This is a genomic window from Verrucosispora sp. SN26_14.1, from assembly GCF_004307965.1.
In the GTDB taxonomy this organism is placed as follows: Bacteria; Actinomycetota; Actinomycetes; order Mycobacteriales; family Micromonosporaceae; genus Micromonospora.
In genome coordinates, this window is record NZ_SISL01000008.1 from 12,243 (window position 1) to 36,324 (window position 24,082).

General features: G+C 69.8%; 24 protein-coding genes. 10 read left to right on the forward strand and 14 right to left on the reverse strand.

Annotation, left to right across the window (positions count from 1 at the left end; all coding sequences use genetic code 11):
* The first annotated feature begins 386 nt into the window (after positions 1 to 386).
* A complete protein-coding gene (locus EYA84_RS01710; RefSeq protein ID WP_131051209.1) occupies positions 387 to 701 on the forward strand; it encodes a hypothetical protein in 315 nt (104 codons plus the stop codon).
* Positions 702 to 975: 274 nt separating this feature from the next.
* Here the strand turns inward: EYA84_RS01710 and EYA84_RS01715 are convergent, their stop codons facing one another.
* Positions 976 to 1,734 (reverse strand): DNA-binding transcriptional regulator, encoded by a 759-nt coding sequence (locus tag EYA84_RS01715; RefSeq protein WP_131051210.1) that lies wholly within the window; start codon positions 1,732 to 1,734, stop codon positions 976 to 978.
* Between the two features lie 141 nt (positions 1,735 to 1,875).
* Here EYA84_RS01715 and EYA84_RS33275 point away from each other — a divergent pair, with 141 nt between their 5' ends.
* The 3 genes from EYA84_RS33275 to EYA84_RS01730 all read left to right on the forward strand — a co-directional run bounded on the left by EYA84_RS33275 (position 1,876) and on the right by EYA84_RS01730 (position 4,524).
* Entirely contained in the window at positions 1,876 to 2,046 is a 171-nt protein-coding gene (locus EYA84_RS33275; RefSeq protein ID WP_236145550.1) for a hypothetical protein, read from the forward strand.
* Positions 2,033 to 3,235, forward strand: a complete 1,203-nt coding sequence (locus tag EYA84_RS01720) for a helix-turn-helix domain-containing protein (protein WP_236145551.1) — start codon at positions 2,033 to 2,035, stop codon at positions 3,233 to 3,235. Before EYA84_RS33275 ends, EYA84_RS01720 begins: the two co-directional genes overlap by 14 nt.
* A 317-nt stretch (positions 3,236 to 3,552) precedes the next feature.
* Entirely contained in the window at positions 3,553 to 4,524 is a 972-nt protein-coding gene (locus EYA84_RS01730; RefSeq protein WP_131051213.1) for a zinc-binding dehydrogenase, read from the forward strand.
* A 68-nt stretch (positions 4,525 to 4,592) separates the two neighbouring features.
* On the opposite strand, the gene EYA84_RS01735 is transcribed toward EYA84_RS01730, so the two are convergent.
* The gene (locus EYA84_RS01735; RefSeq protein WP_161594883.1) at positions 4,593 to 5,075 is read right to left on the reverse strand and encodes an RICIN domain-containing protein; all 483 of its coding nucleotides are present in this window, start codon (positions 5,073 to 5,075) and stop codon (positions 4,593 to 4,595) included.
* 315 nt (positions 5,076 to 5,390) lie between these two features.
* Here EYA84_RS01735 and EYA84_RS01740 point away from each other — a divergent pair, with 315 nt between their 5' ends.
* Positions 5,391 to 9,032, forward strand: a complete 3,642-nt coding sequence (locus EYA84_RS01740; protein WP_131051215.1) for an endonuclease/exonuclease/phosphatase family protein — start codon at positions 5,391 to 5,393, stop codon at positions 9,030 to 9,032.
* 114 nt (positions 9,033 to 9,146) lie between these two features.
* Positions 9,147 to 9,896, forward strand: a complete 750-nt coding sequence (locus tag EYA84_RS01745; protein WP_131051216.1) for an SDR family NAD(P)-dependent oxidoreductase — start codon at positions 9,147 to 9,149, stop codon at positions 9,894 to 9,896.
* Positions 9,897 to 9,936: 40 nt separating this feature from the next.
* Here EYA84_RS01745 and EYA84_RS01750 read toward each other — a convergent pair whose 3' ends face one another.
* From EYA84_RS01750 to EYA84_RS01770, 5 genes are all read right to left on the reverse strand, one after another.
* Positions 9,937 to 10,677, reverse strand: coding sequence for an ABC transporter permease (locus EYA84_RS01750; protein WP_131051217.1), 741 nt, complete (start codon positions 10,675 to 10,677; stop codon positions 9,937 to 9,939).
* Between the two features lie 16 nt (positions 10,678 to 10,693).
* Positions 10,694 to 11,572, reverse strand: coding sequence for an ABC transporter ATP-binding protein (locus tag EYA84_RS01755; RefSeq protein ID WP_131051218.1), 879 nt, complete (start codon positions 11,570 to 11,572; stop codon positions 10,694 to 10,696).
* A complete protein-coding gene (locus tag EYA84_RS01760; RefSeq protein WP_131051219.1) occupies positions 11,569 to 12,342 on the reverse strand; it encodes an SDR family NAD(P)-dependent oxidoreductase in 774 nt (257 codons plus the stop codon). Before EYA84_RS01760 ends, EYA84_RS01755 begins: the two co-directional genes overlap by 4 nt.
* Entirely contained in the window at positions 12,339 to 12,980 is a 642-nt protein-coding gene (locus EYA84_RS01765) for a TetR/AcrR family transcriptional regulator (RefSeq protein WP_131051220.1), read from the reverse strand. Before EYA84_RS01765 ends, EYA84_RS01760 begins: the two co-directional genes overlap by 4 nt.
* Positions 12,981 to 13,110: 130 nt before the next feature.
* Entirely contained in the window at positions 13,111 to 13,680 is a 570-nt protein-coding gene (locus tag EYA84_RS01770; RefSeq protein ID WP_131051221.1) for a TetR/AcrR family transcriptional regulator, read from the reverse strand.
* 85 nt (positions 13,681 to 13,765) lie between these two features.
* On the opposite strand from EYA84_RS01770, the gene EYA84_RS01775 reads away from it, so the two are divergent.
* Positions 13,766 to 14,731, forward strand: a complete 966-nt coding sequence (locus tag EYA84_RS01775) for a ketopantoate reductase family protein (RefSeq protein WP_131051222.1) — start codon at positions 13,766 to 13,768, stop codon at positions 14,729 to 14,731.
* A 97-nt stretch (positions 14,732 to 14,828) separates the two neighbouring features.
* On the opposite strand, the gene EYA84_RS01780 is transcribed toward EYA84_RS01775, so the two are convergent.
* Both EYA84_RS01780 and EYA84_RS01785 read right to left on the reverse strand, forming a co-directional pair.
* On the reverse strand, positions 14,829 to 15,572 hold the full coding sequence (locus EYA84_RS01780; protein ID WP_131051223.1) for a hypothetical protein: 744 nt from the start codon (positions 15,570 to 15,572) through the stop codon (positions 14,829 to 14,831).
* 34 nt (positions 15,573 to 15,606) lie between these two features.
* Entirely contained in the window at positions 15,607 to 16,272 is a 666-nt protein-coding gene (locus EYA84_RS01785) for a TetR/AcrR family transcriptional regulator (RefSeq protein WP_131051224.1), read from the reverse strand.
* Between the two features lie 109 nt (positions 16,273 to 16,381).
* Between EYA84_RS01785 and EYA84_RS01790 the strand changes: the two genes are divergently transcribed.
* A complete protein-coding gene (locus tag EYA84_RS01790) occupies positions 16,382 to 17,326 on the forward strand; it encodes an SDR family NAD(P)-dependent oxidoreductase (RefSeq protein WP_131051225.1) in 945 nt (314 codons plus the stop codon).
* A gap of 6 nt (positions 17,327 to 17,332) precedes the next feature.
* On the opposite strand, the gene EYA84_RS01795 is transcribed toward EYA84_RS01790, so the two are convergent.
* Positions 17,333 to 19,810 (reverse strand): AAA family ATPase, encoded by a 2,478-nt coding sequence (locus tag EYA84_RS01795; RefSeq protein ID WP_161594884.1) that lies wholly within the window; start codon positions 19,808 to 19,810, stop codon positions 17,333 to 17,335.
* Positions 19,811 to 20,006: 196 nt separating this feature from the next.
* On the opposite strand from EYA84_RS01795, the gene EYA84_RS01800 reads away from it, so the two are divergent.
* Positions 20,007 to 20,282, forward strand: a complete 276-nt coding sequence (locus EYA84_RS01800) for a hypothetical protein (protein WP_131051227.1) — start codon at positions 20,007 to 20,009, stop codon at positions 20,280 to 20,282.
* Between the two features lie 524 nt (positions 20,283 to 20,806).
* Here the strand turns inward: EYA84_RS01800 and EYA84_RS33280 are convergent.
* Positions 20,807 to 21,193, reverse strand: a complete 387-nt coding sequence (locus tag EYA84_RS33280) for a hypothetical protein (RefSeq protein WP_236145552.1) — start codon at positions 21,191 to 21,193, stop codon at positions 20,807 to 20,809.
* Between EYA84_RS33280 and EYA84_RS33285 the strand changes: the two genes are divergently transcribed.
* Positions 21,093 to 21,923: an endo alpha-1,4 polygalactosaminidase gene (locus tag EYA84_RS33285; protein ID WP_255446589.1), complete on the forward strand. Its 831-nt coding sequence runs from the start codon at positions 21,093 to 21,095 to the stop codon at positions 21,921 to 21,923. The genes EYA84_RS33280 and EYA84_RS33285 overlap by 101 nt on opposite strands.
* A 9-nt stretch (positions 21,924 to 21,932) precedes the next feature.
* On the opposite strand, the gene EYA84_RS01810 is transcribed toward EYA84_RS33285, so the two are convergent.
* The 3 genes from EYA84_RS01810 to EYA84_RS01820 all read right to left on the reverse strand — a co-directional run bounded on the left by EYA84_RS01810 (position 21,933) and on the right by EYA84_RS01820 (position 24,029).
* A complete protein-coding gene (locus EYA84_RS01810) occupies positions 21,933 to 22,418 on the reverse strand; it encodes a hypothetical protein (RefSeq protein ID WP_236145554.1) in 486 nt (161 codons plus the stop codon).
* 87 nt (positions 22,419 to 22,505) lie between these two features.
* Positions 22,506 to 22,700 carry a hypothetical protein gene (locus tag EYA84_RS01815; protein WP_131051229.1) on the reverse strand — a complete coding sequence of 65 codons (195 nt, stop codon included), beginning with the start codon at positions 22,698 to 22,700 and terminating at the stop codon, positions 22,506 to 22,508.
* Between the two features lie 102 nt (positions 22,701 to 22,802).
* Positions 22,803 to 24,029, reverse strand: coding sequence for a serine protease (locus EYA84_RS01820; RefSeq protein WP_131051230.1), 1,227 nt, complete (start codon positions 24,027 to 24,029; stop codon positions 22,803 to 22,805).
* Positions 24,030 to 24,082: the final 53 nt, after the last annotated feature.

Genomic DNA, 24,082 nt, shown 5'->3' on the forward strand with positions numbered 1-24,082 from the left:
GGCCAAGGCGGCAGAGGCGCCAGGGCCGCCGAGCAGCCGAGGGAGCAGCCAAACCGGCGAGCACCTGTAAACGACCACGGACCGGGACGGCATCTTGAACAGGAAAAGCAGGCGTAGACCCAGCGCCGGGAGACGGACTCACATGAGCAGGTCAGCCTCTATCGCAAGGTCCGGAAGGGAAAACAGCAGCATCGGCCAGCGGCAGACGACATGGGACGGCAAGGTCGCCGAGCTTCCGTCCGTACAGGCGTCAAGGTTGTCTTGGCGTCAACCGGACTGCGCGGTCTCCTATCCGACAGGCATCATGCAGCGCCAACACTCGATGCTACTTTCTGTGATGGAATTTCCCACTGTCCGTGGTGTGTCGTCGAGGCTTGGAGGGTTTGATGAGGATCAAGCGAGCCATGGCGGTGCTCGCCTCGGTGATTGCCGCGACGGCAGCGATAGTCGCCGTCGGGACACCGGCGCAGGCGTTCGGCCCGTCCTACTGCAACAGTTCCACCTGCTCGTTGTCGAACTCACCGAGCACCGGTGGCATCTACTTCGAGATGCCACGGGCCACCGCAGTCACGATGCTGTGCTGGACTGACAATCAGTGGTGGAACGGTACCAACCGCTGGTTTAAGGTCGACTCGGTGTACGGGCGTGGTTACATGATCGCCACCCAGGTGTCGAACCAGACGAAGGTCGGCCACTGCTAGTACGACAGCCATCGATTGCCCGTTCCATGTCCGACGCAGAGGGCGGCATTGGTCTGCACCCGACAACCGGCTGAGGGTCAACGTTCCGTGGCCGCCGCGAGTCAGGCCGGCACGGTTGCGCCGGCCAAGCCCACCAGACCACGTCCCGTCGCCGCATGGCACCAGTGTAAGTCGATCAATCGGGTGACCAACTGGATGACGACCGGGGCGGTTGACGCCAAACCCGACGGACGACGGTGAACAACCGAATAGGTCGCTGCCGGACAGCAGCGACCTACCCCGCCGACGTGTTGTAGCGATCAAGTGTCGCTTTAGACGTCGAGGCGTCGCGGAAGACGAGTTCCCATGGGCCGGTGTTCACGTCCATGTCCTTGCCGAAGCCGATCCACTTTCCGGCCATCCGTCGACCGGTCGGCTCGGCGATGAGCTGGATTGCCCCGTGGTACCGGGCGCCCCGGTAGTAGCCGGTCGGGTCGGTCTGCTCTACCCAGGTGCCGGTGACGACGGCACCGTCCAGAGTCAGGTCCAGCGAGAGAGACGAGGACGCCGAGCCAGGCAGGCTGCGTGCCGTCAATCGATCGCCGTGCTGGAGCAGCACCACGAAGTGTTGTCCAGCGAAGGAGTCCCCTCGCCCGCTGGAGTAGAACTGGTAGCGGCTGAGCCACACGCCTTCGTACGAACGGCCGGTTGTCGTGGGCTTGGACGTCGGTGTCGGCGTAGCCAGGCTGGACACGGGAGAAGTCAGGTCGTGGCCGCCGTGGTCGTCGTCAGCGACATGCCCGTTGGGTACCGCTGCGAAGCCCAAGAGTGAGATGGGTAGCCCGGTGACGACTTCCAGCGCGCGGGCGTAGACGGGGCGCGGCGCGGCGATCGTGCCGGACTCCCATCGCTGGACGAGTCGCTTGTTGGCGTCATTGGGCTCGCCGACGCGGTGGCCCGCGGCCTGGAGCGCGCGAGCGAAGTCGTCCTGGCTCATCCGCATGCCGGTGCGGACAGCGCGCAACGCGGTGTTGGGGGCGGTCATGACCGTCACCCTAGCGTCATGTCGCCCAAATGTCGCCGGCTATGTGGTTGATTTGTCGGGTCTTGTGCCGTCGCAACAGGTGACATCCCGACGTCACTGTGGATCTGCGACGGTCAGCGTGCCGCCGCTTCCTACAGGCGGAGGTCAAGGATGCCGGGTAAAGGCGACGAGCCGGCGGTCAGTCGGGGTGAGCAGATCCAGGCGGCCGAGCGGGAGGCGGCGAAGCGTCGGCTGTTGGCCGAGGCGGAGGCGGATCGAATCCCGGTGGAGGAGACCACGCGGGCGGTGCCGGATCGGCGGTGGCGTCGTGGGCGTCGTTGAGCTGTTGCCGGTGGGGCGGCGGGTGGCGTACTGGCGGGGGCGGCGGAAGCTGTCGCAGCAGGTGTTCGCCGATCGGTTGGGGAAGTCGAAGAGTTGGGTGGACAAGGTTGAGCGGGGAGTGCGCTCGCTGGACAAGGTGTCCACGCTTCAGGAGGTCGCGACGGTCCTGCGTATCGACGCGGCGGTGCTGCTGGGCCGGGACGTCCAGCCGACGGATGTGTCCGACCGGACCGCAGACGTCGAACGGGTCCGCGCGGCCCTGTCGCGGTACGCGATTCCCCTCGGCCGACCGGCGGGCAGTCGTCCGCTGCCGTCCGGCGCGCAGGTGGACCGGCAGGTCGCCTACGTCTGGACGACTTTCCAGCACGCCCGCTACGAGCGGGTGGCCGACCGGCTGCCGGAGTTGCTGGCCGACGTCGAGCACGCTCACGCGGCGGATCCGGTGGCGGGTCGGGGGTCGCTGGTGGAGGCGTACCGGATCACCGCGTCGCTGTTGGTGAAGATGGGTGAGCCGGATCTGGCGTGGCTGGCGGTCGATCGGGCGATGACCGCTGCCACCGGGGACCGCATCCTGGTGGCTGCGGCAGCGGTGCAGCTCGGTCAGGTGCTGCGGGGGTGTGGGCAGGTGCGGGCGGCCAGGTCGGCGATGTTGGCCGCCGCCTACCGGATCGCGCCGCAGGTCGTCGAGGAAGGCGCACCTGAGGAAGTGTCGCTGGGCGGGGCTCTGCTGGTGCAGGCGGCGTTGGCTGCCGCCCGATCAGGTGACGAGACGGCGGTGGCTGATTTGCTCGACGAGGCGGCAGCGTTGGCCGTCCAGGTCGGTGACGGGCATGATCACCACCGCACCGGGTTCGGGCCCACGGCGGTGCAGGCGGCCAGGGTGAGCGCAGCGGTGGAGTTGGGCGACGGCGGCGACGCGGTGGCGTGGCATGAGAAGGCGACCGACCGGGACGGTTGGCGGTGGTTGCCCGTCGAGTACCGCGCCGGGCACCTGATCGACGCCGCCCGCGCGTACCTGCACACCGATGATCCGATCAACGCCGGCCGGGCACTGGTGGAGGCCGATCGGATGGCGCCGGCCGAGGTCCGGCACCGTCCGGCGGGCCGGGACGTACTCGCTCAGATCGTCCGCGACCCCACCGCCCCGACCACGCTCGTGCACCTCGCCGCCACCATCGGGGTGGGCTGAGGATGACCGCGCCGTTCCTGTCCCTGGCCCAGATCCGCAACCGACTGATCCTGACTGCCCGCTGGGTACTGCGCGACCACCGACCCGGCCCCGACGGCTGCTGCCCGATCTGCCGCACGGCGGACTGTCCAGTGGCTGCCGCCGCGCGGGACGTCCTCCGATCGGCGAAGGAAACACGGCTGTGGAGTACCGCAGGACAGCCGGAAGAGGGTGACTCCGGCTGACTGCGGTCGTCGACCTGCATCGGTTGACCTCAACCTGACGTCAGGTTGCATGCTCTCGATGTTCGCGTCGGCGAACGGACGGGAGCGGGTGGAATGCGAGTGGTCCAGGTAGTTCGTTTCGGGGGACCCGAGGTGCTGGTGCCGGCTCAGGTGCCAGATCCGGTGGCCGGACCGGACCAGGTCGTGGTCAGCGTGGCGGTGGCGGGGATGACGTTCGTCGAGACGCAGATCCGGCGTGGCACCGACAGGTGGCATGAACGGCCGGAGGTGCCGTACGTGCCGGGAACTCTGGTCGCCGGGCTGGTGAGCGCGGTCGGTGCGCAGGTGGATCCGGCGTGGCGGGGACGGCGCGTTCTGGCCCGCACGCGCGAGACCGGCGGTTTCGCCGAGCAGGTGGTGGCGCTGGTCGGGGATCTGTTTCCGGTGCCGGACGGCCTGGGTCTCCCGGAGGCCACCGCCCTGTACAGCGATGGCAGCACGGCGCAGGGGTTGGTCGAGCACGCCACCATCGGCGCCGGTGAGTGGGTTCTCGTCGAAGCGGCGGCAGGTGGGGTGGGCAGCCTGTTGGTGCAGCTCGCCCGTGCGGCGGGCGCGAGGGTGGTCGGAGCTGCGCGCGGGTCCCGGAAGCTCGATGTGGTCAGGGGCCTGGGCGCCGACGCGGTGGTCGACTACTCCGAACCGGGCTGGGCCGGGCGGGTCCTCGAAGCGACCGGCGGCAGGGGAGCGGATGTGGTGTTCGACGGTGTCGGCGGCCCGATCGGGCGGGCCGCGTTCGAGGTGACGGCCCGTGGCGGTCGGTTCTCGGTGCACGGTGCGTCCAGCGGCGAGGCCACGGTCATCGAGCCCGCCGAGGCGCGTCGCAGGGGTGTGGAGGTGATCGGCATCGAGCAGCTGTTCGGGTTCGGGCCGGAAGTGGCGCGGTGGGCGGAGCAGATGTTCGCCCGGGCGGCGGCGGGAGTGGTGCGGCCGGTCATCGGGCAGACCTTTCCGTTGGAACGTGCCGCCGATGCCCACGCGGCGATCGAGAACCGCACCGCAGTGGGGAAGACCCTGCTGCTGATCTGAGCGCCTCGGAAACCGACCGGGCTGCGTCGGGGCATCACTGCCCCGACGCAGCCCCTGCTCCGGTGCGGTCAGAGCCAGTTCTTGTGCCACCTCTGGTAATTGCCGTTGTTGCACGGTTCGGCGTAGGCCCATCCGCTGTAATTGTTGTCGGCACACCGGCCGGTCAATTCGTTCGCCACTCGCGACGGCTGCGTGAGGAAGTACCAGAATTGGAGCGGCTGGCTGTTCTCGCACGCTGCGGTGTAGAGGTCACCGTTGTAGTTGGTGGAGAGGCATCGACCCGTGGCGACGTTCACCATGATGTATCGGTGGACGATGGGGGCGGCGGGCAGGTCGTACCACTTCTGGTTGTTTCCGCCGTTGCAGGCCAGGGTGTAGACGGTGCCCGACGAGTTGCTGTCCAGGCAGAGCCCGGTCTGCACGTTGCGCAGGTGGTACACGGGCGCCGCTGCGGCGGACGCCGCCTGTGGCGCGGCGATCACCGTCATGAGGCTGGCGAGGAGGGTGATCACCATGGTGAACAGCGCCCCGGCGGACTTGCTACGGATCATTCTGCGGTCTCCCGGATGAGGTGATGACATTCGCCGTGGTTGCTCACGCTGAATAGTGAGCTTTGTGGACGGCGGCGGCAGTCATTACATCGACACGGTTGTTGTCGGCGCAAGTTTCGATCCGGTGACCCTCTACACAAGATCTGTAGTGAACTTTGGGCGAGTGGTGTCGTAGCGGCGGATAAGTGTTGTCGGTCACGTGAACCATCGGCCGCCCGGATCGTCGTCATCGGTATGCGGGAAATTCGATCCACCGCGCGTGGGAAATCCACAGCGCGCTTCGTCCGAGCACTATCGACGCTGCTGCTGATACCGGTGGCGGTGCTGGCCCCCTCCCCCTCCCCGGCCCAGGCGACAGCACCGGCGGCGGCGGTCCAGACAGCCGCCGTCGACCCGACCGCCGCGAACCTGACCGCTGCCAACCGGATCGAGCCCGTCGCCGGGATGCCCGACTGGTCCCGCGCGGGCTATCTGGGTGGCGCGCCGTTGCCGTCCGACGGCGACCTGGCCGGTGGCGCCTGCACGATCAGCACGGCTCGGCTCGCCAGCGAGTTCGGCGTCCGCGCGAACGACAGCATCGACGACAGCAGCGGCCTTCAGGCCGCGATCGACCAGATCAAGGACTCCTGCTCGCCCTCGGGCAACCACCGCCGGCTCTCCCTGATCACCCTGCCCGCCGGGCGGATCGACATCACCCGGCAGATCTACGTCGACGCCAGCTTCCTGATCCTGCGGGGCCAGGGTGCGGGCGACGGCGGCACCCGCGTCGTCTTCCGGCCGGGCGCCGACACCCGGTACGACACGCTTACCGCCGACGGCAGCCGGTGGCACCAGGACTCGATGATCTGGGGCACCGCCCCCGACGAGGGCAGGGGCGGCTGGATCTGGCCCGGTCGTGCGCTGTTCAAGGTGCAGACCCGCGAGGTCGCCGAGCGGTACCTGGACGAGTGGATTACCGCACCGCGCAACCGCAAGGACCTGTTCGAGGGGTCGATCAACCAGCACTGGGCCTCGGGCGTGAAACTGGCTGCGGCCTCCGGCGACCCGGGCTTCTCGGCCCGTACCGGACGCTCTGTGATCCACATCGACGCGGCGGCGAAGATGGACCGGTTCGTCGTCGGTGGCTACGTCTGGGTCGGCGCCGCGAACAGCCGGAACTTCTACGAGCAGCAGGGCCTGTCGCCGGACGACCCGGGCGTCCGCGAGAACCTGCACATGCGCCAGCAGATGTTCCGGGCGGTCCAGGTGGACCGCACCCGCAAGACCGTGACCCTCGACCGGCCGCTGGAGTACGACGTGCCGGTCGACTCGACGTCGGACGGCTCGGCGCCGATCGGCAGCACCGCCTACACCAGCAAGATCACGCCGTTGCGCGTGGTCGAAGGGGTCGGCTTCGAGAACTTCGCCTTCAGCCAGGAACTGCTGGACATGCCGAAGCACGGCGGTGGTCGCTACACCACGCCGCCGGGCGACGCGGTGCACAACTACGGCAACCTCGCGCCCGAGTACGCCATGCACGGCCTCGCCTTCAAGTGGGCCGCGAACAGTTGGGTGCGCGGACTGACCGGCACGATGACCGGCTCGCACCCGGTCGTCACGGAGGTCGCCCGCAACCTGCAGATCGAGCACAACACCTTCGACGGCGCGTGGAACAAGGGCAAGGGCGGCAACGGCTACCTGCGCGGCAGCCGGGTGTGGGACTCGCTCTGGGCCTACAACACCAGCCGGAACCTTCGGCACTTCACGTTCCAGTGGTCGGCCAGCGGCAACGTGGCGTTCCGCAACGACCTCGACTCCGACCTCAACCTGCACGGCGGCTGGGAACGGTACAACCTTTTCGAGGGCAACACCGTACGCGTGCCGTACGAGCACCGGTCCGGCAACTGCACCGCGAACTGCGGCGGTGAGGGCGGCGAGCTGGAGGACGGCACCTGGTTCCCGATCTGGTGGGCGGCGGCGGCCAAGGCGATCAAGTGGTCCGGTGCCTCCGGCCCGCAGAACGTCTTCCACCAGAACACCCTGATCAAGCAGTCCACGCCCGGCGGCCCGTTCCTGCCGTACGCGCCCTACTCGGTGGGTAGCGGCAACAGCAGCGCGATCTACCAGTTCGGCTCCGACGCGAACAACCCGCGCGCGTTCGCCCCCTTGAGCCAGGGCGGCGCACCGATCAAGGACTGGGCCGGGCGGGAGACCGCGACCTTCGACGGCCAGGGCGTCGTCGTCCGCAACGAGCGGTGGCCCTCCCTGTTCCTCCGCGACGTCGGCCAGCTCGATCCCCGGGACGAGAACCGCCAGGAGGTCATCACCTGGAACATGCAGGGAGCGGGGTCCGCGGCGGATGGCAGCTACCAGAACAAGTACCAAGAGGTGAGGAGCTTCCTCACGCAGAGCCAGGCATTCGTCGTAGCTCTGCAGGAAGCCGGAGTGCCCTCGCCGGGCATGACCCGTCTAGCCCAGCACCAGCAGAATGTCTACGATCGGGGCAATGTCCCGAATGGCCCGGGATTCCCGACCGTCGATGAGTACCGCTGGGGCAGCGAAGGGCGCCCCGGTAGCGCGAGGTTGTACTGGTTGCACACCGACACCTCGCCGGCGGGCTTCGGGCGAGTCAACCTGGCGGTGGCCACCCGAGAGCCGGCGGACGAGGTCATCGTGGTCGCCGCCGGACTCAACGGCTCCCGTCCCGCTCTCGGCGTGCGGCGCGGCGAGACGGTGTTCTTCACCGTGCACGGCTGGTCGCCCGGCGGCCCCGACACGCCAGCTCTATTGCAGAACATTCGTACGCACATGCAGAACAACCCGGGCCCGAACGGTCCTTACGAATGGATCGTGCTCGGCGACTTCAACCGGGAACCGAACAATCTCCGTAACGCGCTGCCTGCGCAACAGTTCGGAGTGATGGATCCGCCTCAGCACACGCATCCCACCCAGAATCCGACGCACAGTTATGACTACGGGGTGACGGATTTCGGGGGCGGGGCGCCGACCCTGCTCAACGCCAGGACACTGACGACGACCGTCTCCTCGGATCACTTTCCCGTCCGGTACAGCCTGACGCTGCGCGCGGCTGCGGAGAACCCACCGCTTGCCACTCCGACGCTGCCGGGCCTGGCGTTGCTGCGCAACGCCGCCACCACGAACGTGGCCGACGTCGAGCCGGGCGGTGGCCCGCTGGTTCCGGACACCGCCTATGACGCGGGACGGGACCAGCGGTGGCGGCTGGACTGGGACTACGAGTTCGACGGTCACCTGCGGCTACAGAACGTGGCGGACGGCCGGTACATCGGGCTGGAGAGCAGCGCGCCGAACTCCCGCGCCGCGCTCAGCTCGGCACGGAGGCTCGACCAGTTGTGGCGGCCGATCATCGCCGACAACGGCGCGTGGACGCTGCGGAACCACGTGAACGGACAACTGCTCACCGCCATCACGCCCGGTGACTTCCTGCTGGGTGTCCGGGACGCGGACGGTTCGGCGGAGCAGCTCTGGTTCTTCGCCTCCCAGACCGAGGTCGGCGAACGGCGGGAGATCCGGCACGTGGCGACGTCGCCGCAAGGGGAGACCGAGATCGATGTCGCCGATCCGGACGGCGTCGAGAATCGACCGGTGCGGCTGCTGCCGAACGACACGGCGACCGAAGGCTGGGAGCCGATCTTCGTCGGCCAGCGGGGTGCCGACCGCTGCTTCCATCTGCTCTTCGGTGACGAGTACCTGACGTCGTCGCCCGGCGGGACGGAGCCGCTGCCGGGTGGGCAGGTGGTACTGGAGCCGTACGCGCCGAACAGCGACGGCCAGGTGTGGTGCATGCACCAGGACACCGACTCGATGAGCATCTACAACATGACCGGGTTCCACGGTGCACCGGTTCCGTTGTACCTGACCGACCACGGGGTCCACGCCCAGCTCACGGTGGAGTTCGCCGGCTCCGACGGCGTCGAGAACTGGCGCTGGGCGGACTGACTCACGTCGAGGCGGCCCCAGGCCGGGCAGGTCGCCTGGGGCTGCCTCAGCCGGCGCACCGATACCGACGAATGAGATCCCCGCACCCGTTGGTGCGGGAGGAAGGAACTCGCCATGGAACGACTTCAGGGTAAGACCGCGCTGGTCACGGGCGGAGCGATGGGAATGGGAGCGGCAACCGTGCGCCGGTTCGTGACGGAGGGCGCCCACGTGGTCATCGCCGACGTCAACCGCACCGTGGCGGAGGCGCTCGCCGCGGAACTCGGGCCGCAGGCCGTCGCCGAGAGACTCGACGTCCGGTCGGCAGAGGAGTGGGCAGCCCTCGTCGGGCGGACGGAGGAGCGCTTCGGCTCCGTCGACATCCTGGTCAACAACGCCGGCATCGCCGACCCCGCTCCACTGGAGCAGTGGGACGCCGCGCGGTTGCAGCGTACGTTGGACGTCAACCTGATCGGTGTCTTCAACGGCATCCAGGCCGTCGTCCCGGCGATGAAGCGGGCCGGCGGCGGATCGATCGTCAACATCGGCTCCGTCGGCGCTCTCCAGGGCGTGCCGAGGATGTCCGGCTACGTGGTGTCGAAGTGGGGCGTACGGGGCCTGACCAAGACCGCCGCGCTGGAGTTGGGCGTCCACGGGATCCGTGTGAACGCGGTGCACCCCGGCCAGATCCAGACGCCGATGACCGAAGGAGTCACGTTCGACACGAGCAACGTCGCGCTCGGCCGGGTCGGGCAGCCGGACGACATCGCCCGGATCGTCCTCTTCTTCGCCAGCGACGACTCGGCGTTCGTCACCGGCAGCGAGGTGGCGGGCGACGGTGGGCAGATCGCCGGCCCGGCCGACTACCAGGGTCTGCCTCAATGACGGGCACGCCACACCCGAGGGTGGGAGAGGGGGTGCGGCCTCAGGTGAACCGGCGGACCTGATCGCGGCGGTGGCCCCAGACGGTGAGTCCGGCGAGGACCGTGATCCAGACCGCGAGCATCACCAGTGACAGTGGCCCGACGGACTCCCCGGTGAGCGCGACCAGCACCAGGTCGGTCGCGCCCCGGGTGGGTACGAAGGGTGCGATCTGCTCGATGATCTTCGGCGTGTCCGCGTCGTCGAAGAACATCCCGCCGGCCACCGCCAGCGGCAGGAAGCCGACGCTGTTGGCGATGGCGGCCACCCGCATCGACATCAGGTAGCCCATCGCCAGCCCCAGCAGGGTGAAGGTCACCACCGCGACCATCAGCGCCCCCGCCGCCAGCAGTACCCGTGACGGCGGAGCCGAGGCGGCGGTGAACACTCCGGCCACCAGCAGGATCGGGATGACCGCCGCGGCGACGACCGCCAGCCCGACCAGCAGATAGCCGGACATCTGCGGCCCGATTCCGCCGGGCAGGGTGCGCAGGTAGTTTCCCCAGGCTGACTCCCGCTGCGCCGCGATCGCCACGCTGAAGTGACCGACGCAGGCCATGAGCACCCCGAACACCACCAGGGTCGCGGTGGCCGAGGTGATCGCCGCCGGGTCCTGGCCGATGAAGGGTACGACGAAGAACACCATGACTCCGACCGGAACCAGTGCCACGGTCAGGAACATGGTGGGCGTCCGGATGGTGTCGGCGAGGTTCCGCCGCGTGTAGGTCATGGTCAAGGAGGACATCGAACGGCCTTTCCGGTCAGGTGGTCCGCCGATCGCCGGTGATCGCCAGGAAGGCGTCCTCCAGCGAGGCGGATTCGATCTCGATGTCGGTGAAGGACGCGCCGGCGGTCACCAGTTCCCGGACCAGCGCGGCGGCATCGTTGGTGAGCAGATGGGCGCGGTCGTCGTCCGGCTCGATCGAGGCGACTCCGCTGAGTGCGGGCAGCACCGGGTCGGTCAGTGTGACCCGCTTGAGCCGTACCCGGCCACGGATCTCGGCGATACCGCCGTCGGCGATGACCCGGCCATGGTCCATCACCACCACCCGGTCGGCCAGTGCCTCCACCTCCTCGATGTAGTGGCTGGTCAGCAGCACGGCTCCGCCGTCGGCGTGGAAGGACCGGATGCCGTCCCACAGCGCCCGCCGGGCGTCCACGTCGAGACCGGTGGTGGGTTCGTCCAGGAACACCAGCCGGGGCCGCCCGGCGAAGGCCAGCGCGACCGCGACCCGCCGCTGCTGTCCGCCGGAAAGACCGCCGGCCTGCCGGTCGGCCAACGAGGTGAGGTCGAAGCGGTCGAGTAGTTCGGCCCGGTCCACTGGATCGGGGAAGTGCGCCGAGACGAAGTCCACCAGTTCGGCGACCCGCCAGGTCTCCGGGAGCCCGGTCTCCTGCGGCGTCACGCCGATCATGCGGCGGGTCGACTCGCTGCGTGGGTCACCGCCGCACAGCTCGACACTGCCGGAACTGGGCCGGAGCAGGCCGGTCATGACGTTGATCAGGGTGGACTTTCCGGCACCGTTGGGACCCAGCAGTCCGAGTACCTGCCCGGCCGGGATGTCCAGGGACACACCGTCCAGCGCGGCCTTGTCGTGGTAGCGGCGGGTGAGGTCGCGTACGCGGGCGAGGACGGTCATGCGGCGGCCTCCGGGACCTGTCGGTGCGGGTCGGACATGATCGACGGAAGGTCGGGGAAGGCGAACGGGCTCGGCTCACCGTGCGGTACGACCGGCCACGCCTGCCCGGTCCCGCCGCGTGTCAGCACCAGCTCGGCGACCTCGGCGACCCGTTCGGGCGACAGGACGGCCACTCCCAGGTCGCTGATGAAGGGGACCGCCTCCCCCAGGATCGGGGTGTCGACGAAGGTGGGGCACAGCGCGTTGACGGTGACGCCCCGGGCGGCCACGATCGGCGCGACGGAGCGGACCAGCCCGATCACCGCGTGTTTGGTGGCGGCGTAGATCGGGTTCATCGGGCTCTCGCTCAGGCCGGCCAGGCTGGAGGTGGCCAGGATCGCGCCGGATCCCTGCGCGGTGAACACCCCCAGAGCGGCGTGCAGCCCGTAGACCACCCCGTCGAGGTTGACCGAGACCAGGTCGCGGTAGTGCTCGGGCCGGAAATCGTCGGTGAAGCTGCCCTGTTCACCGATTCCGGCGTTCAGCACGGCGACGTCGAGGCGGCCGAAGTGCGTGGTCGCGGCCTGGACGGCGGCGATGTTGTCGGCCAGCCGGGCGACGTCGGTACGCACGAAGGCGCCGGCAACCTCCCGGGCGACCGCCTCCCCGGCCGGATCGACGTCGGCGATGACGACGCGGGCGCCGCCGGCCGCGAAGCGACGGGCGATGGCCGCACCGATTCCGCTGGCGCCACCGGTGACGAGTGCGACTGTGCCGTCGAGGGGGTTCATGTCTTCTCCGTGCGGGACGGGACCGGCCGGGTGGCGTGGTCGATGGCGGTGGTGATCTCCCGCACGTAACGGTCGATGTCGAGGGCGGGATCGCGGGAGAGCGCGGTGGGCACGGCGTCGATCACGCCGCGCACGATCCGGGCCATGACGGTGACGTCGAAGTCCCGGAAGTCGCCGCATTCCTGCCCCGCCGTCAACAGGTGCTCCAGCGGCAACAGCAGTTGCCGGTCGAATTCGGCGGGGTCGGCGTCGGACACATCGGCCAGGCCGCCGCTGGTGAGGATCTCGACGAGGGCGATCATCCGGGCCGGGTGGACGCGCATGTACTCCAGGTTCGAGCTGATGTAGGCGCGCAGTTGGCCCGCAGGCGTGGTCTCGGCGTCGATCACCGGTGCCATGGATGCCGCCGCGTCGGTGTAGACGGTCGTGACGACCTGGGTGATCAGCTCGGACTTCCCCGCGAAGTGATACGAGATCAGTCCTCGGCTGATCCCCGCACGAGTGCCGATCTTGCCCATCGACGCACGGTGATAGCCGACCTCAGCGATGGTCTCCACGGCGGCGTTCACGATCTGCGCCCGCCGCGCCTCCTCGATGAAGGTGCGTGACTGGCTGCCGGGTTCAATATTTGGCACCATGGCCAAAATTTAGCACGCACTGCCAACGGCCCGTCAGTGCAGCCAGTTCCGCGGGGATCTGTGGGCGGCTCCGAGGACCGCGCGCCGCCGCGCGGGCGAGTCGTGCGTAGGTCGGGTGCCGGGATGCCGCTCAGCGTGCGGTGTGACGGAGGCCGTCGACGACGAGCGTCAGGACCTGGTCCGCATTGGTGCGGAAGCTCGGGTGGTCGTAGGCCGCGCAGATGCCGTTGATGGCGATCATGACGGCGTCGGCGCTCACGTCGTCGCGGATGGATCCGGCCTCGGCGGCGTCGGTCAGGAGGTCGGCGATGACCTGGTGCAGGGCCTGGGCGCCCTCGGCCAGGGTCTCCGAGCGGGTCGTCATGAGCGTCGCGAGGGTGCGGGCGAGACCCTCGTGGGCGTCCAGGTGGGCTACGAAGCCGCGCAGGAAGGACTCCAGTGCCTCGTCGGCGGGGAGGGCGGCGTGCAGCTCGCGGGCGCGGTCGCACAGCGCGGCGAGTTCTTCGCGGTAGACCGCCTCGGCCAGGGCCTCCCGGGTGGGGAAGTGGCGGTAGAGCGTGCCGGTGCCCACGCCGGCCAGCTTGGCGAAGTCGTCGAAGCGCAGGTTGAAGCAGTTCTTGGCGAAGAGTTCGCGGGCCTTGGCGATCAGGGCTTCGCGGTTGCGGCGGGCGTCGGCGCGGAGCGGCTTGGCGTCGGTCACGTGAGGTCCCAGGTTGACAAGTGGAGACTGTCTCCATATTTTTGGAAGTGGAGGCAATCTCCAATTATAGGGTACGAGGTGGCGCGTGAAGATCTTGATGTTCGGTCGGGGCGTTGTCGGTGCAGCCTATGGGTGGGCCCTGGAACGGGCCGGGCACCATGTCGAGTTCTACGTCCGGCCGGGGCGGGCGGCGACGTACGGGGACACGATCGACGTTGATCTGCTGGATGCGCGACGGCGGCCGTGGGGGAAGCGGGTCGTGGAGAAGTGGCCGGTGCGCCTCCGCGAGTCGCTGGAGCCGGACCATGACTTCGACCTGATCGTGCTGAGCGTGCAGCACTACGGCTTCGCCGAGGCGGCGGCATTCCTGGGGCCACGCGTGGGCGGGGCCACCGTGCTCGTCTTCAACAACCTGTGGGTCGAGCCGCTCACCGCGATCGAGCATCTCCCCACCGAGCAGGTGGCCTGGGGCTTTCCCGGGGCCGGCGGCGGGTTCGGCGACGACGGGGTGCTGCGGGCGTCCCTGCTGCCGATGGTCTTCCTCGGTACGCTCGACCGGCCGCCGACCGAGCGGGAGCGGGCCGTCCGCGAGGTGTTCCGCGGGGCCGGGTTCCGGACCCAGGAGAACTCCGACTTCCGGGGCTGGCTGGCGGTCCACTTCGTCCAGAACGCGGGTCTGCACACGCAGAGCCTGCGGCGGGGTTCCCTGTCCACGCTGACGCGGGGCGACATGCGCGAAGCGATCCTCGCCGTCCGCGAGCTGCTACCGCTGGTCGAGGCGCGGGGCGTCGACCTGCGGCGGCATCGGTCCTCGCTGCTGCCGTTCACCGGACCCGTCTGGCTGGCCGCGCCGGCACTCGCCTGGATGATGGGCCGATTCCCGCCGGCGCGCAGGGTGACGACGGCGCACGCCAACCCCGAGGAGTTGCGCGCGGTCTGCCGCGACACGCTGGCGGAGGCGCGCCGGCTCGGCATACGGGTGCCCCGGCTGGAGGCGGCCGAGCCCTACTTCACCGACGCGACGACGGCGGGAACGGCGGCGGCTGCGTAGTCGGTGCATGTAAGGAGGGGTCCCCTGCTAACGCCTGGTGTATAGCAGGGGACCCCTCCTTACATGCGACGCCGCGCGTCACCGAGTCTGGAGCCGCCTACGCCGGCTGCATCCCTTGCGTCGGCTGCGCCGGCTGCGGATCCGGCTGGAACGCCACGTCGGTGACGTCGGCGACCAACTCGGTGAAGTCGGTGCCGTAGGCGGCCGGCTCGATGATGCGCAACACCAGCGCGAACGGCCGGTCGGCACCGTAGGTGCGGGCCAGCTCCGGGTGGTGCGTGCTCAGGTAGCGGGCGGCGGCGAGGTTGCTGCCGGCGGTCAGGCCGCCGATGAAGAACACCGGGCGACCACCCACCGGACCCCAGAACCGGGCGAGCAGGACGTAGCTGGTCTCCGGGCGGTAGACGTACTCGGTGCCGCCGACCGTGAACGACCTCCGACGCTTCTCCTCGTCGAAGATCTCGTACGTCACGCCACGGAGGATCGCGCGTACGTGCGTGACGCTGCGCGGGCTGGCACCGCCAGGGCCGCCGACGCAGAACTCGGTCAGCCGGCCGATCTCCCCGGTCGGCTGGTCCTCGCCGACCCGGTCCGCGTGCGCGCCGCATTCCCGGGCGATGGTGGCCAGCTCCACCAGTGCGGCGACGTCGCGGCGGTGGACGCTGAACTCGCGCGGCGACGACGCGTGCCGGGAGACCACCAGGAGGCAGCTCGCTCCGGCGGTCAGGCCGAAGAACGCCCGTGCCCGGTTCAGCTTGCGCCGACGTAACAGAAACCCCGAGAGCCAGACCGCCGTACCGGCGATGACGCTCGCCAGCAGATTGATCACAAGGTCACCCACGCCTCGATCATGTCCGATGCCGTCACGCCGGGCGTCAGCGGCGGGGTAGCACGCCGAGGAGGGTCGCGGTCAGGGCCAGTCTCAGGGAGTCCCGTAGCTCCATGTGGAAGCGGGCCAGGTCGGGTTCGGCCTGGTAGGCCGCTTCCAGGCTGGGTGGCGGTGTGCTGTACGCCGACAGCGCGCCGGCCATGACCATGGTCTGCAGGCTGAACAGCGTGGCGGTCTCGCCCAACTCCGGCAGGCGCTTCTCGATCAGGGTGGTCATGGTGGCCAGGTGCGCCTTCGAGGCGCGCTTGTGGCGCAGGGCGACCTCGACGGAGACGTTGTGTTCCAGGACGGCGACCTGTGCGCCGAAGAGGTCGCAGAGCACCACTCGGGCGGCCAGTGAGCGGCTGAGGACCTCGGCCACCGCCGTGGCCCGCTCGGCCATGGGCAGGTCGTCGTCGACCGAGTCGGCCAACTCGCCGGCCAGGTCGGCAAGCCACTCCTGGAGGTGGCGGTCCAGCAGTTCGAGCAGCACCGCCTCGCGGGACTCGAAGTAGCGCAGCACGTTCGGCTTCGCCAGACCCACCCGGCGACTCAGCTCGTTCAGGGTGACCGAGGCCACGGGCATCTCGTCGAGCATCGCCGACGCCGCGTCGAGGATCGCCCGTCGGCGGATCTCGCGCTGCTCCTCGGTCCGGGCCCGCTGGAAGGTCACGATCGCCAGCCTAGCTTAGGTACCTCCGGTACGTTGACAACGTACCGCGAGTACTTTAGCGTCGTCGTTACAAAGTACCTCCGGTACCTAAAGCGATGGGGAGCCTCGCATGAGCGAGAAGTGGACGACGGCGAACATCCCGGACCAGCGCGGGCGGGTCGCCGTGGTGACCGGCGCCAACACCGGTCTGGGGTACGAGACCGCGAAGGCGCTCGCCGAGCGTGGCGCGTCCGTGGTGCTCGCCGTACGCGACGTGACGAAGGGCCAGCAGGCCGCAGCACGGATCGCCGGGGACGTGACCGTGCAGGCACTGGACCTGACCTCGCTCGACTCCGTCCGGAGCGCAGCGGGGGAGCTACGGTCCCGACTCGACCGGATCGACCTGCTGATCAACAACGCCGGGGTGATGTACACCCCGAAGCGGACCACCCGCGACGGCTTCGAGCTGCAGTTCGGCACCAACCACCTCGGGCACTTCGCGCTCACCGGGCTGCTGCTGGACCTGATGCGGCCGGTGCCCGGCTCACGGGTGGTGACGGTCAGCAGTGTCGGCCACCGCATCCGGGCCGACATCCACTTCGACGACCTGCACTGGGAGCGGTCGTACGGCCGGGTCGCCGCCTACGGCCAGTCCAAGCTCGCCAACCTCCTGTTCACCTACGAGTTGCAGCGCCGGCTCGCCCCGCACGGCACCACCGTCGCGGTCGCCGCGCACCCCGGCATGTCCAGCACCGAACTCGCCCGCAACAGCCCGGCGGCACTCCGGCTCCCACTCACCTGGCTCGCCCCGCTGATCACCCAGTCACCGGCGATGGGCGCGCTGCCGACCCTGCGCGCCGCCACCGACCCCGCCGTGCTCGGCGGCCAGTACTACGGCCCCGGCGGACGCAACGAGGTCATGGGCCACCCCCGACTGGTCACCTCCAGCCCGAAGTCCTACGAGGTGGCCGTCCAGAAGCGACTCTGGGCCGTCTCCGAAGACCTCACCGGAGTCACGTTCCCGGCCGTCGAACCTCCGCAGAAGTCGCCCATCGTCGGCCTGCGCGCTGCCTGAGAACGGTCAGGAGTCGCGGGCGGCGTCCAGCGTCGGGGTGTGGACCTGGTCGCAGGCGGCGAGCAGCGTACCGAGACGGCGACGCGCGTCGGTCACCAGCGGATCGCCCTCGCGGCGCAGCACGCGTACCGCCGTCGCGGTGGCCTCGGCCGCCCAGACGGTGAGCTGCGCCGCGGCGAAGGCGTCGGCGATCGCCAGCAATCCGGCGCCGTCCTCGGCGGCGCAGGCCCGCGCGTGCCGGGCCAACAGCGGCGACAGGGTCCCGTCGGTACGCTCGGCCAGCTCGGAGAGGCGTTGGGCCACCGAACGCCGTGCGCCGTCGGCGCAGGTCGGGCCGATCAGGGTGGCCGCCTGGCCCAGTCGGGTCAGGTCGTGCAGGGCCAGCACCTCGTACCCGGTCATCCCGTCGGAACGCAGCCGGTCGGCCAACGCGACCAGGTGCCTGACGGCGGCGGGTAGGTCGCCCGTGGCGGCGATCGTCCCGCCACGGGCCAACTCCAGCCAGGGATAGAACACCGCGATGCACGGGGAGTACGAACGGTCTGCCGCCGTCATCGCCGCGAGAGCCGTGGCGGCGTCCCCGCGCCAGGCCGCCACCTGCGCCCGCTCGCCGTGCGCGAGACTGCCGTAGAGCCGGCTGGTGGCCAGCATCGCGCCGGCCGTGTCGCTGAAGGTGACGGCCTGGTCGGTCCGCCCCCGGAGCCGTGCGGCGTAGGACTGGAGGACGGTCAGGAAGCCGCTGCCGAGCCGCAGGCCGCCGGAGCTGACCAGGTCGGCGAACTCGTCGGCGGCGATCGCGTCGATGCCGGCCAGGTCGCAGGTGAGCGCCAGCCGGGCGGCCCGGCTCGACTCCACCATCGCCTGGAGGTAGGGCACGTCTGCTCGCCAACCGGCGACGTCCGCCTCCACCTGGGCGACCGCGTCGGCGTTGCGGCGGAACAGACCGCGTGTTGCGTCGACGTAGGCGACCACGCACCGGGCCAGGCCACGGGCACCCGGACCGGACGCCGGGCGGGCCAGCACCGACTGGCTCAACCGCAGTGCTGCGGCGATCTCCATCCGGTGCATCCGCATGAGCGCCTCGAAGGCCCAGACCCGCGCCTGGTGGCCGGGATCCGTCAGCGTGACGGCCGCCTCGGCCAGGCTGTCGACGGTGGACTCCGCACCGAGGCTCCAGTACGTCACCATGCCCCGCACCGTCAGCCAACGGCTCCGACGCCGCTCGTCGACCAGATCGTCCCGGGCCCGGTCGAGCACCTGGAGTGCCTCGTGGGGGCGCTCGCAGAGCATCAGGACGGTGGCGAGCAACTCGGCGGCGTCGTAACCACCACCGGCGTGCAGCGCCGCCTGCGCCAGTTGGACCGTCAGCGGTACGTCGTAGCGGGCGAACGCCTGCGCGGCACCGCCGAGCAGGAGGCGGGGATCCTGTGCGGAGCCCGCGCCGAGCCGCCACAGGGCGGCCCGTAGCAGGTCACCCGGGCGGCGGGCACCGGTGGCCTGCACCAGTTCGGCCAGCTCGGTCTGCAACTGCCGCGTCCGGGCCGGCGGGCAGCGGCGGCGCAGCAGATCCCCGTACAGCGGATGCGTCAGCTGGACGTCGACCCGCCGGTCCCGCCGGACGATCGCGATCAGGCCGTGTTCCTCGGCCTGCCTGATGTCGTCGGCATGTGTCGCCGTGGTGAGCAGCCGCAGGCCGAGTTGCTCGCTCAGGGCGACCAACTCCACCACCTTGCGGACGCCGGGAGTGAGGTGGTCGATCCGGGTGCCGATCACGTCCGTCACGTCGAGCGGTCGCGTCGAGTCGCCGTTCCACTGCCACAGCCCGCCGGAACACGCCCACTCGCCACTGCCCGTCGTGCTGCGGAGCAACTCGTGGAGGAGCAGCGGGTTGCCGACCGACAGGCGGAGCATCCGGTCGATCGACCCCGTGTCAGCCGGCCCGCCGAGGACGTCCGCGAGCAACTCGGTGGTCTCGTCCCGGCCGAACGGGGTCAACTCGACGCGCTCGACCAGATCGTCGACGCAGAGGGGCCGCAGCGGCAACGGCACCTGCTCCCCGTCGTGCACCGTCCCGAGCAGGACGACGTCCTCCTGTCGGGCGAGCACGTGCACCAGTGCCGCCGACGGCGGGTCGAGCAGATGGGCGTCGTCGATGGTGAGCACGATCGCCCGACCCATGGCCTGCTCGTGCACCGAGTCCACCACCCACCGCAGCACCCCGGCGGGGGTGAGCCCGGCCGGCTGCGCGACGGGCAGCACCTGGGCCAGACCGCCGAAGGGCAGGGCCGTACTCGGATGGCCGGCGGCGATGGGCAGGACGACGTACCGGCTCGCGGGAAGCTTACCCACGGCCTCGCGCACCAGCCGACTCTTGCCGACACCGGCGTCGCCGCTGAAGAGGACGCCACGCCGGCCGATCCCTTCCACCACCGCTCGCAGGTGCGTGAGCTCATCGGTTCGGCCGACGAAACTTCCCCGATCCACCGAGGCATCGTATCGACGCGGACCCCGACCCGATGTCGCACACCGTGTGCGTCGAGATCGGATGACGTCGGCTAACCCCGTCGCGGCAGACACTCTCGTTTGCATCCACCGTGCTCCGCGTGACGGTGAGCGGGCGTACGGATCAGCCGAACTGGTTAGGCTGACTGCCCTGAGGCTGGCCGGCGGAGGCATCGAGATGTGGCGGGTTCTGCTCGGGCTGGTGTTCGGCGTCCTGCTGATCGTGATCGGGACGGCTCTCGCCAGCGATTACCGCGGCGTCACGACGAAGCACGTGGACCTCTCGACGCGGTTTATCCGTCCGCTCAATCCCTTCCGGTCGTCTGACGACCGAATCGTCCGTCGCCGCGCTCGCTTCGTCCTGCTCGACAGGTTCATCGGTGCACTGATCGTGCTGGCCGGTGTGGGTGGGCTGGTGGCTGCCGTACACCTGCTACTCGGTGAGTACCGCTAGCTCGGCGAAACGTCGCCCACGAGCCGGCCTCAGCTCTCGGGTCGGCCCGCGCTGATGATTTGGTGCGTACCTGGTGACCGGGCTCTACACTGGATGCAGCTAGAAGGGGAGTACCCCTCCGCTCGGTACCCGCCTAAGGCGCCAGCACAGGCAGCGCGCCCGGGGCCGAGAGCCCGGCAACGGGCTGGGGGAGACCTTCGGCCGACCTACCCTGGTCGAGCCGAGGTCGCTGAGACCCCATCGCTCGACCCGAGCGATGGGAGTGTCTTCGATGGGGATCACCATCGGGATCGTGGCCTGGGTCCTTGTGCCCGTACTAGCTCTTGCTGCCCGCGTCGTCATCGTGTTGATAGCTCTTCGCGGCACGAAGCCGAGCGAGCGCCCGGCAATCCTGCGGGCCCTGGCAGTTCTCCTGCCCTTGACTGGGCATACCGTTCCGAGGGACAACCACCGTGTCGAAGGGGGCGTCCGCGCCCCTCGAAGCGGGGGGTGTCCCGGTCCCGACCAGGTCTCGTAGGGTGCGCTCACACGTACCTGGAGGAGTTGGGCTCGATGGGATCGAAGCGCAGGCGGGCCCGGGTGGGGCTGACGGCGGCGGCGGTGGCTGTCGTCGTACTCGGTGTCGGCATCGGCGCCGCCGGCGCGAGCGGCCGACAGCCCTGGTGGGGCCTCGGGCAGCAGGCCACGCCCACGCCCACGCCGAGCGTGACCCCGGGCGACGCCCCGACCTCCGATGCGTCGTCGGCCCTGGGCGCGCCGGTGAGCGCCGGGCCGACCACGGCGGCGCCGTCGGCGAGTACGTCCCCGAGCGTGCCCGCGACCACGCCGTCGCCCTCGCGAACCCCGTCGGCCTCCGGCAGCCCGGCCGCGTCCGCCCCGGCGACGACGACGCCGGCAAGTACCGGCAGCACTGCCGCGACGTGGGCGCCGCCGCCCGCCGATGCCGGGTTCGACTACCAGATCGGCGGGGTGTACGCGCCGCCGTCCGGCGTCACCGTGGTCAGCCGTGACCTGGAGGCGTCGCCGGCCGCCGGGCTGTACAACATCTGTTACGTCAACGCCTTCCAGGCGCAGCCGGGCGCGGAGTCGTGGTGGAAGACCAACCACCCGGACCTGCTGCTGCGGGACGCGCAGGGCAACCTCGTGGTCGACGAGGACTGGGACGAGCTGATGCTGGACTTCTCGACCGCCGCCAAGCGGACCGCGTTGACCACGATCGTGGGCGGGTGGATCGACCGGTGCGCCAGCAAGGGGTTCAAGGCGATCGAGCCGGACAACCTGGATTCGTTCACCCGGTCCAAGGGGCTGCTGACCGAGTCGCAGGCGGTCGCGTACGCGGCGTCGCTGAGCGCGTACGCGCACGGCAAGGGGTTGGCCGTGGCGCAGAAGAACCTCGCGGAGCTGAGCACCTCGAACGCCCGCAAGGCCGGGTTCGACTTCGCCGTCGCCGAGGAGTGCGGCACGTGGAACGAGTGTGACGCGTACACCCGCACCTACGGCGCCAACGTGATCGTGATCGAGTACACCGAGAGCGGCTTCACCAAGGCGTGCGGGTCGCACGGCAGTCGGCTCTCGATCGTGCTGCGCGACCTCGCCGTGTCGGCACCCGGTTCCCGCACGTACGTCCGCAAGGCGTGCTGAGCGGGGTCCTCAGCTTCCGGCCACCACCTGGATGACGCTCTCGCCACCGACCGCGTTCCCCTGGTCGGCCATGGAGCTGATCAGGTTGTAGTAGCCGGGGCCGGCGTCCGGGGCGATCGCGATGGTGCTGACCGGCCGCCGGTCGGGCGCGTCGGCGGGGCGCACCGGCTCGGCCGGGTAGGTGACCAGCCCGGGGACGGTGAGCGTGCCCATCGCGTGCGCGGTGAGCTGCTCGACCGACTCGAACGGGCCGATCAGGTGGGCGGTCAGCTCGACGCCGGGCCCGGGAGTCGGCGTGACCGGCGGGTCGTCGGGCGACTCGACGATCCAGTTCAGGGTGAAGGTCTGCCCCGGCTGGTACAGCTTCTCGACGTCGGCGGCCTCACAGCAGGAGTAGGTGACCGTCGACGCCACGACCTCCTCCACCGGGCTGGCCACGCAAGCGGCCAGGAGCGGAAGCAGGAGGGCCAGCGGCCACGCGCGGTAAGCCTTCATGCGCCGGATCGTATGCCCCGGTCGCAACCCCTGACCTCGACGTTCGTACCAGGAGCGGACGAGTCGGGGTCAATGGACGGGAAGTCGTCACTTCGGCCGTTCGCGGATGAAGCCGGTCCGCAGACCGACCGCCAGGAGGACCGCGCAGACGCCGACATGCAGGAGCGTCGGCAGCAGGGACTCCTGCCAGGAGTCACGAAAGGCCCTATTGACCAACAGCACGAGCGGTAGGGAAGCGAGCAGGGCGAGGAACATCCGCAGGGGGTACGGCCACCGTCTCATGACAGGTTCGTACCCGTGTAGCGCCCCTTCGATGTGTTGCACGGCTCGGCCGCCGCCGGGGTCGGCGGCGGCCTGCCGTCGTCGTCTGTGGTGCTGGTCGGGTCAGCCGTTGTCGATCAGGCCGGCGATCTCGTTGTAGATCAGGTGCGCCTTCGCGCCCTGGTTGGAGGGGCAGCCGCCGAGGTGGTGCAGGGCGATCACCCGGTGGCTGCTGTTCAGCACCGGCGAGCCGGAGTTGCCGCCGGAGGTGTCGCAGCTGTAACTGATGTTCCAGGTGTTGTAGTTCGCGTTCCGGACGGTGCAGCGTGCGCCGTTCTGGGCGTCCTCGAAGATGGACAGGCGCTTCGGGCTGCCGTCCCCGTGGCCGGGGATGTACATCTGGGTGCCGGTGGTGGTGGCGGTCGTCGCCAGGTAGAGCGTGCCGAAGCCCTGGATGGCCGCGAAGTTGTTCACCGAGAACAGGGCGTAGTCGAGCTGGTTGGAACCGCCGCTGCTGACCCGGTAGAGCGTGGCGCCGCTGACCTTGGTGCCGGCGCCGGGGTTGGCACCGCCGCAGGTGCCGCACTGGTAGTTGAACTGCATCTCGCTGCCGCTGACCGCCGACTGCGTCGAGAAGCAGTGCTTGTTGGTCAGCATCCGGTTGGTGTTGCCGACCCGCCAGGTGGTGCACATGCCGCCGCCGCTGATCAGCAGGCGGGCCACGGCGTTGCCCCGGGCGAACTCGGTCGGGTGGCTGTTCTGGTAGCAGACCACGTCGCGGCGGGCGTCGGTGCTGCACACGGACTGGGTGGAGAAGTTGTGCGCGGCGATCTCGGTGCGGTCGTAGCCGCGCCAGAACCGGTCGATGGTGGCGGCGCTGCTCCGGGTGGCGCGGGTGCTGTGCAGCGTCACCACCGCGGTGTCGCCCTCGACGGACATGGCCCAGAAGCCCGGCCGCCCGTCGGTGGTGTAGTCCGCGCCGGTCGCCCGGTTCAGGTGCCGGTCGTACCGGTAGCTCTCCCGGCCGTCGGGGCTGGAGACGGTGACGTACTCGCCGGGGCCGAGTCGCAGCGAGGCGAAGTGCACCTTGACGTAGGTGGCGCCGGGGTGGTGGATGACCTGGGTCCGGCCGTCACGGGCGTACGACAGCGCGCTGTCGACGGTGCGCAGCTCGCCGACGGTCGTCACGCCCTCGGCCACGAACTGGTCGGACTCGGGGGCGCGCTCGGACTGCGGCGCGAGAGGTGGCGCCGAGTACGCCTCGGCGGGTGCCGACAGCAGGCTCAGCCCGAGCGTGCAGGCGCTGAGCATGACCGCCAGCGTGCGCAGACGGCGCGGGGCGTGTGTCATCGTCGCTCCTCCCAGGAGACCGGAACCTTAACGATTGCTCAGTCTTCATACAC

Coding starts and splice junctions, on each gene's coding strand:
- EYA84_RS01710 (WP_131051209.1), top strand. CDS start 387: ATGAGGATCAAGCGAGCCATGGCGGTGCTCGCCTCGGTGATTGCCGCG.
- EYA84_RS01820 (WP_131051230.1), bottom strand. CDS start 24,029: ATGACACACGCCCCGCGCCGTCTGCGCACGCTGGCGGTCATGCTCAGC.
- EYA84_RS33275 (WP_236145550.1), top strand. CDS start 1,876: ATGCCGGGTAAAGGCGACGAGCCGGCGGTCAGTCGGGGTGAGCAGATC.
- EYA84_RS01765 (WP_131051220.1), bottom strand. CDS start 12,980: ATGGTGCCAAATATTGAACCCGGCAGCCAGTCACGCACCTTCATCGAG.
- EYA84_RS01730 (WP_131051213.1), top strand. CDS start 3,553: ATGCGAGTGGTCCAGGTAGTTCGTTTCGGGGGACCCGAGGTGCTGGTG.
- EYA84_RS01755 (WP_131051218.1), bottom strand. CDS start 11,572: ATGACCGTCCTCGCCCGCGTACGCGACCTCACCCGCCGCTACCACGAC.
- EYA84_RS01810 (WP_236145554.1), bottom strand. CDS start 22,418: ATGAAGGCTTACCGCGCGTGGCCGCTGGCCCTCCTGCTTCCGCTCCTG.
- EYA84_RS01735 (WP_161594883.1), bottom strand. CDS start 5,075: ATGATCCGTAGCAAGTCCGCCGGGGCGCTGTTCACCATGGTGATCACC.
- EYA84_RS01790 (WP_131051225.1), top strand. CDS start 16,382: ATGAGCGAGAAGTGGACGACGGCGAACATCCCGGACCAGCGCGGGCGG.
- EYA84_RS01750 (WP_131051217.1), bottom strand. CDS start 10,677: ATGTCCTCCTTGACCATGACCTACACGCGGCGGAACCTCGCCGACACC.
- EYA84_RS01800 (WP_131051227.1), top strand. CDS start 20,007: ATGTGGCGGGTTCTGCTCGGGCTGGTGTTCGGCGTCCTGCTGATCGTG.
- EYA84_RS01815 (WP_131051229.1), bottom strand. CDS start 22,700: ATGAGACGGTGGCCGTACCCCCTGCGGATGTTCCTCGCCCTGCTCGCT.
- EYA84_RS01745 (WP_131051216.1), top strand. CDS start 9,147: ATGGAACGACTTCAGGGTAAGACCGCGCTGGTCACGGGCGGAGCGATG.
- EYA84_RS01760 (WP_131051219.1), bottom strand. CDS start 12,342: ATGAACCCCCTCGACGGCACAGTCGCACTCGTCACCGGTGGCGCCAGC.